Origin of the sequence: Simplicispira lacusdiani, from assembly GCF_003604195.1 — a bacterium.
GTDB lineage: Bacteria > Pseudomonadota > Gammaproteobacteria > Burkholderiales > Burkholderiaceae_C > Simplicispira > Simplicispira lacusdiani.
In genome coordinates, this window is sequence record NZ_QXGR01000011.1 from 83,984 (window position 1) to 92,985 (window position 9,002).

Below are 9,002 nucleotides of genomic sequence, written 5' to 3' on the forward strand. Positions count from 1 at the left end.
GCACCATGTCGCCCCGGCTCCTGCGCCCCCTCGTGCTCTGCGCCACGGCCCTGCTGTGCCTGGCCACGCAGGCCCAGGTGGTGCGCTGCACCGATGCCCGCACCGGCAAGGTAACCTACACCGACGGCGCCTGTGAAAGCGGCGCGGCGGCGCGCGAGGTCGAGCCGCGCAAGACCGCCGAGGAATTGCAGCAGGAGCGCGCCCAGGCCGCCGAGGCCCTGCAACGCAAGCAGCAGCGCCTGGAAACCGAGGCCGCCGCCACGCGCCTGCAGGCCGAGCGCGAGGCCCTGCGCCAGCGTGGGCAGGCCACGAGCGCGCCGCCCCGCCCCGACCACGCGCGCTCGCCCGAGTGCCTGCGCTCGCGCCGCCAGTGGCAGGAACTGAACGAGGCCCAGGTCCGCGAGCCGCTGGTGCAGAACCCGGCGCTGGACGCCGCGCAGCGCCAGATGGACCTCGACTGCCTGGGCCCCGAGGGCTATGCCGAAATGGAGAGGGCTCGGGCCTCCCAGCGCCCGCCGCTCGTGGTGGTGCCCAATGCGCGCCCGGCCTATCCCGCGCCCCCGCCGTCGCGCCCCAAGCTCACGCACTGCACCGAATTCACCTGCTTCGACACCGAAGGCAAGGCTTACCCCCGCGCCGGACCGGGCCGCCTGCCGGGGCCCGATGGCACCTGCCGCTCGGCTGGCGGGCGCGCGCCGTGTTAAGGATCACCCCCTGAGCCGCTGCGCGGCTTCACCCCCTCTCCTGCGAGAGGGGGGACGCACCCTGGCCCTGCGTTGGTAAGCAAGGGCACACATCCACCACCGTCCCCGCCGCAAAGGCCGCCGTTCGAGGCAGCGCCTCGGCGTGATCAGGTCAAGCGCAACGCAGCCCCTGCGCCACCGTGGGATAGCGCAGGCGCACGCGCAGCTCGCGCCGCAGGCGCGTGTTGTCGAGCCGGCGCGACTCGCCCATGAAGCTCAGCAGCGTGAGCGGCAGTTCGGCCTGCGCCGTGCTGCGCGGCAGGCGCGGCGGGCGCGGCAGGCCGTAGAGGTCGGCCGCGAGGTCGAAGTAATCGCCCATCTTCATGTCGCTGTCGTCGCTGGCGTGGTAGACACGTTGCGCCGCGCCGCGCCACAGCGCCGCCACGCAGGCGCGCGCCAGGTCGTCGGCGTGGATGTGGTTGGTGTAGACATCGTCCTCGGCCACGAGCACCGGCGTGCCCTTGCGCAGCCGGGCCTCGGGCGTACCGCCCTCGCGGTCGGGGGCGTAGATGCCCGGCACGCGCAGGATGCTGGTGCGCACGCCCGCACGCCCCAGGTGGCGCAGGGCGCGCTCGGCATCCACGCGTCGCTGGGCGCGCGGCGTGGCAGGCGCCACGGTGCGGGCCTCGGTCACCCAGGCACCGCCGCAATCGCCGTAGACCCCGCTGGTGGAGGCGTAGACCAGCGCGTCGGGCAGGCTGCGCAGGCGCAGCGCGCGCGCCAATGCCAGCGTGCGCGGGTCGCGCCACCAGTCCGCGCGGCCTTCGCCCTGGCCCGGCGGAGGCGCCAGGTGCAGCACGCGCGTGGCCAGGCCGGCCAGGCGGCGCAGGCTGGCGGGCTGGTCGAGGTTGCCCAGCAGGGGGGTGATGCCCAGCGCGCGCAGCGCGGGCGCGCGCTCGGCGCTGGTGGTGAGGGCCAGCACGCGCACGCGCGGGCCCTGCAACTGCCGCACCACGCGCAGGCCCACGTCGCCGCAGCCGACGATCAGCACGCGCGCACGGCGAAAACGCGACGGCAGGGCACCCAGGGTGCAGGAAGGAGACACGGAACTCATGGCATGGCGAAGAGGAAGGCATGGCCTGTGGCGCATGCGGGCCTGCGGTCTGCAGGAATCGGGGGAACTTCTGCGGGCAAAATCTCGGCCATTCGCAGTGTTCGATCTTCCAAGGATAACCAAAGCATGACCAGCCCCGTGCCGCCCTCTCCCGCCCACCAGATCACCGTGCAGCCCAGCGGCCGCAGCTTCGGAGCGCAGCCCGGCGAAACCATCCTGGGCGCGGCCATCCGCGCGGGCGTGGGCCTGCCCTACGGCTGCAAGGACGGCGCCTGCGGCTCCTGCAAGTGCAAGAAAATCGAGGGCACGGTGGTGCATGGCGAGCACCAGGCCAAGGCCCTGAGCCCCGAGGAAGAAGCCGCCGGCTGGGTGCTGACCTGCTGCGGCGTGGCGCAGACCCCGGTGGTGCTGGAATCGCGCCAGGTCACCGACGAAAGCGCCTACCCGGTGAAGAAGCTGCCGGTGCGCGTGTCCGCGCTGGAGAAGGTGTCGCACGACGTGATGCGGGTGCGCCTGCAGCTGCCGGCGGCCGACACCTTCCGCTACCACGCGGGGCAGTACATCGAGTTCATCCTGCGCGACGGCGCACGCCGTGCCTATTCCATGGCCAACGCGCCGCACACCCAGGAAGGCGCGCCGGGCGTGGAACTGCACATCCGCCACATGCCGGGCGGGCGCTTCACCGACCATGTGTTCGCCACCATGATCGAAAAGGAAATCCTGCGCGTCGAGGGGCCGTTCGGCAGCTTCTTCCTGCGCGAGGACTCCGCCAAGCCCATCGTGCTGCTGGCCTCGGGCACCGGCTTCGCCCCGGTGAAGGCGCTGATCGAGCACATGCGGCACAAGGCGATGACGCGCCCCACCACGCTGTACTGGGGCGGCCGCCGCCCGGGCGACCTGTACATGGACGCCTGGGTGCGCGAGCAGGCCGCCGCGCTGCCCTGGTTGCGCTACGTGCCCGTGGTGTCGGACGCGCTGCCCGAGGACGCCTGGGCCGGCCGCACGGGCTTCGTGCACCAGGCCGTGCTCGACGATTTCGCCGACCTCTCGGGCCACCAGATCTATGCCTGCGGCGCGCCCATCGTGGTGGATTCGGCGCGCGCCGCCTACACCGCGCAGCGCGGCCTACCGCCCGAGGAGTTCTACGCCGACGCCTTCACCTCCGAGGCCGACAAGCACGGCGGCTGAAGCACACACTCCATCCATCCCACAGGAGCTCCCCATGCAACGCAGACACCTGATCGCCGCCGCCCTCGTCGCCCCCCTCGCCTGTGCCGCCCCGCTCGCCCAGGCCCAACAAGGCACACCCATCCGCCTGGTCGTGCCCTACGCCCCCGGCGGCCCGATTGACGTGACGGCGCGCGCGCTGGCCGAGCGCGTGCGCGACACGCTGGGCACCGTGGTGGTGGACAACAAGCCCGGCGCGGGTGGCAACATCGGCGCCGATGCCGTGGCCAAGGCCACGCCCGATGGCCTGACCATCGGCATCGCCGCCACGGCCACGCACGCCGTCAACCCCTGGCTCTATAAGCGCATGCCCTACGACGCGGGCAAGGACTTCGCCGCCATCACGCAGATGGTGCGCGTGCCCAACGTGCTCGTGATGAACGCCGAGAAGGCCGAGCGCCTGAAGATCCGCAGCGTGGCCGACCTGATCGCCTACGCCAAGGCGCACCCGGCCCAGCTCAACTACGGCAGCGGCGGCACCGGCAGCGCCGGCCACCTGGCGGGCGAAATGTTCAAGCAGCGCGCCGGCATCTACGCACTGCACATCCCCTACCGGGGCGCCAGCCCGGCGCAACTCGCGCTGCTGTCGGGCGAGGTGGACTTCAACATCGACAACCTGGCCGCCGCCGCGCCCAACATCAAGAGCGGCAAGCTGCGCGCCCTGGCCGTGACCACGGCGCAGGCCAGCCCAGCGCTGCCCGGCGTGCCGCCGCTGTCCGACACGCTCAAGGGCTTCGCCATTGACACCTGGTGGGGCCTGGTGGCGCCCGCCGGCACGCCCAAGGACGTGGTGGCGAAGCTGAACAAGGCCTTCGTGGCCGCGCTGAACGCCCCCGAGACCCAGGCCCGCTTCGCCACGCTGCTGGCCGAGCCCGTGCCGACCACGCCCGAGCAGTTCGAGGCGCTGATGAAGGCCGAGCGCGCCAAGTACGAATCGGTGGTGAAAGCCTCGGGCGCCACTGTCGACTGATCAGCCGGCCAGGGCCTGGGCGACGAACTCCAGCCGGTCTTGGCCCCAGAACATCTCGTCGCCGACAAAGAAGGTCGGCGCGCCGAACACGCCCCGCTCCACGGCGCGGGCCGTGTTTTGCTTGAGCTTTTCCTTCACGGCCGGGTCGGCGATCCATTGCAGGAACTGCACTGGATCGAGCCCTGCGCCGGCCAGCGCCGCGCCGATCTCGGCGGGCTCGCCCAGGTTGCGCGGCTGCTCGAACATCGCCGGAAAGATGGCGCTCAGGTAGCGCTGCAGCACCTCGTCGCCCTGCATCTGCGCCGCCACGGCGCCGCGCATCAGCGCCAGCGTGTTGATGGGAAAGTGCGGATTCATGCGGAACGGCACGCCATAGGTGCGCGCCCAGCGCTGCAGGTCCACCTGCGAATGCAGGCTCTTGGCCGGCACCTCGGCGGGGCTGGCATTGCCCGTGGCCTGGAAGATGCCACCCAGCAGCACGGGCGTCCAGACGATCCGTGCGCCATGCGCCTGGGCGATCACGGGCAGGTGGCGGTAGGCCAGGTAGGTGTAGGGGCTGCCGACATCGAAGAGAAATTCAACGGTTTTGCTCATGGGTACTCCAAAGGGGTGAAGAGGGTTCACCAGCGCTCGATCCAGGGACGCAGATCCAGTTCGTGCGTCCAGGCGTCGCGCGGCTGGGTGTGCAGATGCCAGTAGTTGTCCGCGATGTGGTCGGGGTTGAGGATGCCGTCCTGGTCCTTGAGCGCGTAGCGCTCGGGAAAGGTCTCGCGGATGAAGTCGGTGTCGATGGCGCCGTCGACCACCACATGGGCCACGTGGATGTTTTTCGGCCCCAGCTCGCGCGCCATGCTCTGGGCGAGCGCGCGCAGCGCGTGCTTGGCGCCAGCGAAGGCCGCGAAGTTCGCCGAACCGCGCAGCCCGGCGGTGGCGCCGGTGTAGATGATGGTGCCGCGCCCGCGCGTCACCATGCGCCGCGCCACCTCGCGGCCCACCAGGAAGCCGCTGAAGCAGGCCATTTCCCAGATCTTGAAATACTTGCGCGCGGTTTCGTCGAGGATGCTGCAGGGCACGTTGGCGCCGATGTTGAACACCATGACTTCGATGGGCGCGATGTCGCGCTCGATGTCGTCCACCAGCTTCACGACCTCCTCTTCCTTGCGCGCGTCGGAGGCGAAACCATGCGCGCGGCCGCCGGCCTGGGTGATCTCCTGCACCAGCGGGGTGAGCTTGTCGGCCGTGCGCCGCGTGACGCAGGCGATCAGGCCTTCGCGGGCGAAGCGCTTGGCGATGGCGCCGCCCGTGGCGTCGCCCGCGCCGATGATGAGGGCCGCGCCGTCGCGGGAGCCCGGGGTTGCGTTCATGGGTATGCCTCCGATTGAAATAACGCTCGTTATCGTAACGATCGTTATGCCACAATGCAAGCACCGTTGCGAACCCACCCCAGAGCACCACACGCCATGCGTTACGCCCCCACCCACAAGGAAGAAGCCCGCGCCCGCCTCGTCGAGGCCACCGGCGCGCTGGCCAAACAGAAGGGCTTTTCGGCCACGGGTGTCGACAGCCTGATGGCGGCCGCGGGCATGACCTCGGGGGCGTTCTACGCCCATTTCCGCTCCAAGAACGAGCTGCTCGAATCCATCGTCCAGAACGAACTGCAGCGCTCGGCGCAGCTGTTCGCGGCGCCCACGCGGGCGCAGGCACTGAAGGTGTTGAGGGGCTACCTCAGCAACGCCCACGTCGAGCACCCGGAATCGGGCTGCGCGGTGCCCGCGCTGGCGCCCGAGATCGCGCGGGCCGGCGCGTCCACGCAGCAGGTCTTCGAGCAGGGGGTGGGCGAACTCCAGGCCCGGTTCAGGGATCTGGTGGGCGACGATGCGAAGGCCTGGGCGCTGCTGGCCCAGCTTGTCGGCGCGGTGACGGTGGCGCGGGCCCTGCCCCCGGGCGCTTCGCGCGGCGCGCTGCTGGATGGCGCGGCCCGCCAGGTGGAACAACTGCTGTCGGCGGCACCTGCCAGCGAATCTTCATAGAAATCGGCCTCTGGCGCCCGTCCGTAAAGCGCGAAAAGCTATCGATTCAATAGCAATCAACCCGCAACCCAGCCACTTCCCTGGCAACGCTCTATCGCTTGGCTGGCCACGGCATGCAGCGCCTCGGGCGGCACGCGTGCGGGTACCAGTTCGGCCAGCGGCAGCAGCACGAAGGCGCGCTCGTCCATGCGCGGGTGCGGCACGGTGAGCGTGGGTGTGGCGATGCGCTGCTCGCCGTAGAGCAGGATGTCCAGGTCCAGCGTGCGGGGCGCGTTGCGGTAGGGGCGCTCGCGCCCGGCCCCCTGCTCGATGGTCTGCAGCGCCGCCAGCAGCGCGTGCGGTTCCAGGGTGGTGGCGATCTCGGCCACGGCGTTGAGGTAGTCCGGCCCGCCCGCGTCCACCGGAGCGCTGCGGTAAAGCGTTGAGGTGCGCAGCACCTGCGCGCCGGGCAGCGCGGCGATGGCACGCACCGCCGCGCGCAGGGCCGCTTCACGGTCGCCTAGGTTGGCGCCCAGGCCGATCCAGGCGCGGGTGGCGGCCTCGGGCACGGAGGGCTCGGCGCCGCCCATGGGCACCTTATTCGGACGCCGCCGGGCTGCCGGCCCCGCCACCAGGCTTGCGGCGGCGACGGCGGCGCTTCTTGGGCGCGCCGCCTTCGGAGAATTCCTCGCCAGCGGGCGCTGCCGCCTCGTCGGCTTCCGGCGCGAGGCCGCGCGGATCGGCCGGTGCGGCGCGCGGCACGCGGCGCACCACGGGCTGAGCCGCGCGCGTGCGCGCCTTCTGCTCTTCGCGCGCCTGCTCCATGAGGTCGTAGCGCTCGGCCTCGTCGGCCGTGCTGAACTGCTGCCACCAGTCGGCCAGGGATTCCTCGACCTCTCCCACGTCGGCGCGCAGGCGCATGAAGTCGAAGCCGGCACGGAAGCGCAGCTGCGCCACCATGCTCTCGGGCACGCGGCCGGCGCGTTTCTCGAAGCGCGGCTGCATGACCCAGATCTCGCGCATGTCGGCGGCCAACTTGCCCCGGCCCGACACATCGCCGATGCGCTGGTTGAACACGTCGTCGATGGCGTCCTGCAGCGCGGGAAAGGGGTGCTCGCGGCGCTCCAGGCGCTCGTTCCAGCCCTTGCGCACGTCCTCCCAGAGCACGCAAGCGAGCAGGAAGCTCGGCGCCACGGGCTTGCCCTCGCCCACGCGGCGGTCGGTGTCGGTCAGGGCGGCGCGCACGAAGGCCGTGTCGGCGCGCTCGACCACCACGTCCAGCAGCGGGTAGATGCCGCTGGCCATGCCCAGCTTCTTGAGCTGCTCGATGGTGGCGATGGCGTGGCCGGTCTGCAAGAGCTTGAGCATCTCGTCGAACATGCGGCTCTGCGGCACGTCCGCCAAGAGCTGCTGCGACTGCACCAGCGGCGCGGCGGTCTTGGGTTCGAGCGTGAAGCCGAGCTGGCTGAGCTTGGCGGCAAAGCGCACGGCGCGGATGATGCGCACCGGGTCTTCGCGGTAGCGCGTGGCCGGGTCGCCGATCATGCGCAGCAGCTTCTTTTTCGCGTCCTGGATGCCCTTGTGGTAGTCCACCACGACCTGCGTCTCGGGGTCGTAGTACATGGCGTTGACGGTGAAGTCGCGCCGCGTGGCGTCCTCGTCCTGCGGGCCCCAGACGTTGTCGCGCAGCACCCGGCCGCTGGCATCCACGGCGTGCTGCATGCCGGCGAGCTGCTGCTTGCTGGTTTTCTCGTTGCCGCTGACCTGGCCGGCGGCGGCGTTGTCCATGTAGGCGCGGAAGGTGGAGACCTCGATCACCTCGTGCTCGCGGCCGCGCCCATGCACCACGTGCACGATGCGAAAGCGCTTGCCGATGATGAAGGCCCGGCGGAACAGGCCCTTGACCTGCTCGGGCGTGGCGTTGGTGGCCACGTCGAAATCCTTGGGGCGCAGGCCCAGCAGCAGGTCGCGCACGGCGCCGCCGACGATGTAGGCCTCGAAGCCGGCCTGCTTGAGCGTGTGCACCACGTCCACCGCACGGCGGTCCACCAGCTCGGGGTTGATGCCGTGCACCGAGGCGGGCACCTCCTCGCGCTTGCCGAAATGCGGCTTGCCGCGCGCGGTGCCGGGGGTGGACTTGCCGAGCAGTTTGTTGATGAACTTCTTGATCATGGGTGTGGGGTGAACAGGTCGAGGATGCGCCAGCCGCGTTCTTGCGCCAGGGCGCGCAGGCGGGCATCGGGATTGGTGGCGACGGGGTGGTCCACTTTTTCGAGCAGCGGCACGTCGTTCATGGAGTCGCTGTAGAAGGTGCTCTCCACATCCTGCCAGGAGAGCCGCCGCGCGGCCAGCCATTGTTCCATGCGTTGCACCTTGCCCTCGCGCATGGTGGGTGTGCCGTCGATCTCGCCGGTGTACCAGCCGTTGGCGTCGCGCGCCAGCTGCATGGCCAGGAGTTCCTGCACGCCCAGCGCCTGGGCAATGGGGCGGGTGACGAATTCGTTGGTGGCCGTGACGATGAGCACGGTGTCCCCGGCACCCTGGTGCGCCTGCACGAGTTGCAGCGCCTCGGGGCGAATGGCCGGGCGGATCACCTCGCGCATGAACTGGTCGTGGGCCTGCGCCGCCGCCTCGGGCCCGCGCTGGCGCACCGCGTCGATGGCGAAGCGCACGTAGTCGTGCACGTCGAGCGTGCCGGCCTGGTAATGGGCATAGAACTCGTCGTTGCGACGCGCGAACTCGACCGGATCGTTCCAGCCGATGCGGATGGTGAACTCGCCCCACTCGTAGTCGGAGTCGAGCGGCAGCAGCGTGTGGTCCAGGTCGAACAGGGTCAGCCTCGGACGATTTACCAGTATGTCAGTCATTCATTGATTGCATGGTGCGTTGCAACGGGCCGATGCAACTGGCGCGGCCCAGGCCAGGGCCGCCGCGCAAGGGCCGCCCCGCCGCGCTGGCGGCGTCCCCCTTCCCGCGCGCAGCGCGAGAGAAGGGGGAAG

Annotated in this window: 10 protein-coding genes; 4 read left to right on the top strand and 6 right to left on the bottom strand. The window is 70.7% G+C overall.

The window, feature by feature from the left end; translation table 11 throughout:
* Positions 1–5: 5 nt before the first annotated feature.
* Positions 6–704, top strand: a complete 699-nt coding sequence (locus tag D8S75_RS14780) for a DUF4124 domain-containing protein (RefSeq protein WP_119967116.1) — start codon at positions 6–8, stop codon at positions 702–704.
* Positions 705–855: 151 nt separating this feature from the next.
* On the opposite strand, the gene D8S75_RS14785 is transcribed toward D8S75_RS14780, so the two are convergent.
* On the bottom strand, positions 856–1,797 hold the full coding sequence (locus D8S75_RS14785) for an SDR family oxidoreductase (protein ID WP_119967117.1): 942 nt from the start codon (positions 1,795–1,797) through the stop codon (positions 856–858).
* 126 nt (positions 1,798–1,923) lie between these two features.
* Between D8S75_RS14785 and D8S75_RS14790 the strand changes: the two genes are divergently transcribed.
* Both D8S75_RS14790 and D8S75_RS14795 read left to right on the top strand, forming a co-directional pair.
* Entirely contained in the window at positions 1,924–2,985 is a 1,062-nt protein-coding gene (locus D8S75_RS14790) for a CDP-6-deoxy-delta-3,4-glucoseen reductase (RefSeq protein WP_119967118.1), read from the top strand.
* 34 nt (positions 2,986–3,019) lie between these two features.
* Positions 3,020–3,994, top strand: a complete 975-nt coding sequence (locus D8S75_RS14795) for a Bug family tripartite tricarboxylate transporter substrate binding protein (RefSeq protein ID WP_119967119.1) — start codon at positions 3,020–3,022, stop codon at positions 3,992–3,994.
* Here D8S75_RS14795 and D8S75_RS14800 read toward each other — a convergent pair whose 3' ends face one another.
* Both D8S75_RS14800 and D8S75_RS14805 read right to left on the bottom strand, forming a co-directional pair.
* Positions 3,995–4,588 carry a 2-hydroxychromene-2-carboxylate isomerase gene (locus D8S75_RS14800; RefSeq protein ID WP_119967120.1) on the bottom strand — a complete coding sequence of 198 codons (594 nt, stop codon included), beginning with the start codon at positions 4,586–4,588 and terminating at the stop codon, positions 3,995–3,997.
* A gap of 26 nt (positions 4,589–4,614) precedes the next feature.
* A complete protein-coding gene (locus tag D8S75_RS14805) occupies positions 4,615–5,358 on the bottom strand; it encodes an SDR family oxidoreductase (RefSeq protein WP_119967121.1) in 744 nt (247 codons plus the stop codon).
* Between the two features lie 96 nt (positions 5,359–5,454).
* Here D8S75_RS14805 and D8S75_RS14810 point away from each other — a divergent pair, with 96 nt between their 5' ends.
* Positions 5,455–6,024 (top strand): TetR/AcrR family transcriptional regulator, encoded by a 570-nt coding sequence (locus D8S75_RS14810; RefSeq protein ID WP_157982660.1) that lies wholly within the window; start codon positions 5,455–5,457, stop codon positions 6,022–6,024.
* Between the two features lie 56 nt (positions 6,025–6,080).
* Here the strand turns inward: D8S75_RS14810 and folK are convergent, their stop codons facing one another.
* The 3 genes from folK to D8S75_RS14825 are packed head-to-tail and all read right to left on the bottom strand — an operon-like array spanning position 6,081 to position 8,870.
* Positions 6,081–6,593, bottom strand: coding sequence for a 2-amino-4-hydroxy-6-hydroxymethyldihydropteridine diphosphokinase (folK, locus tag D8S75_RS14815; RefSeq protein WP_119967159.1), 513 nt, complete (start codon positions 6,591–6,593; stop codon positions 6,081–6,083).
* 7 nt (positions 6,594–6,600) lie between these two features.
* Positions 6,601–8,175 carry a polynucleotide adenylyltransferase PcnB gene (gene pcnB / locus D8S75_RS14820; RefSeq protein WP_119967123.1) on the bottom strand — a complete coding sequence of 525 codons (1,575 nt, stop codon included), beginning with the start codon at positions 8,173–8,175 and terminating at the stop codon, positions 6,601–6,603.
* Positions 8,172–8,870, bottom strand: coding sequence for a histidinol-phosphatase (locus D8S75_RS14825; RefSeq protein ID WP_119967124.1), 699 nt, complete (start codon positions 8,868–8,870; stop codon positions 8,172–8,174). Before D8S75_RS14825 ends, pcnB begins: the two co-directional genes overlap by 4 nt.
* Positions 8,871–9,002: the final 132 nt, after the last annotated feature.

Coding starts and splice junctions, on each gene's coding strand:
- D8S75_RS14780 (WP_119967116.1), top strand. CDS start 6: ATGTCGCCCCGGCTCCTGCGCCCCCTCGTGCTCTGCGCCACGGCCCTG.
- D8S75_RS14785 (WP_119967117.1), bottom strand. CDS start 1,797: ATGAGTTCCGTGTCTCCTTCCTGCACCCTGGGTGCCCTGCCGTCGCGT.
- D8S75_RS14790 (WP_119967118.1), top strand. CDS start 1,924: ATGACCAGCCCCGTGCCGCCCTCTCCCGCCCACCAGATCACCGTGCAG.
- D8S75_RS14795 (WP_119967119.1), top strand. CDS start 3,020: ATGCAACGCAGACACCTGATCGCCGCCGCCCTCGTCGCCCCCCTCGCC.
- D8S75_RS14800 (WP_119967120.1), bottom strand. CDS start 4,588: ATGAGCAAAACCGTTGAATTTCTCTTCGATGTCGGCAGCCCCTACACC.
- D8S75_RS14805 (WP_119967121.1), bottom strand. CDS start 5,358: ATGAACGCAACCCCGGGCTCCCGCGACGGCGCGGCCCTCATCATCGGC.
- D8S75_RS14810 (WP_157982660.1), top strand. CDS start 5,455: ATGCGTTACGCCCCCACCCACAAGGAAGAAGCCCGCGCCCGCCTCGTC.
- folK (WP_119967159.1), bottom strand. CDS start 6,593: ATGGGCGGCGCCGAGCCCTCCGTGCCCGAGGCCGCCACCCGCGCCTGG.
- pcnB (WP_119967123.1), bottom strand. CDS start 8,175: ATGATCAAGAAGTTCATCAACAAACTGCTCGGCAAGTCCACCCCCGGC.
- D8S75_RS14825 (WP_119967124.1), bottom strand. CDS start 8,870: ATGACTGACATACTGGTAAATCGTCCGAGGCTGACCCTGTTCGACCTG.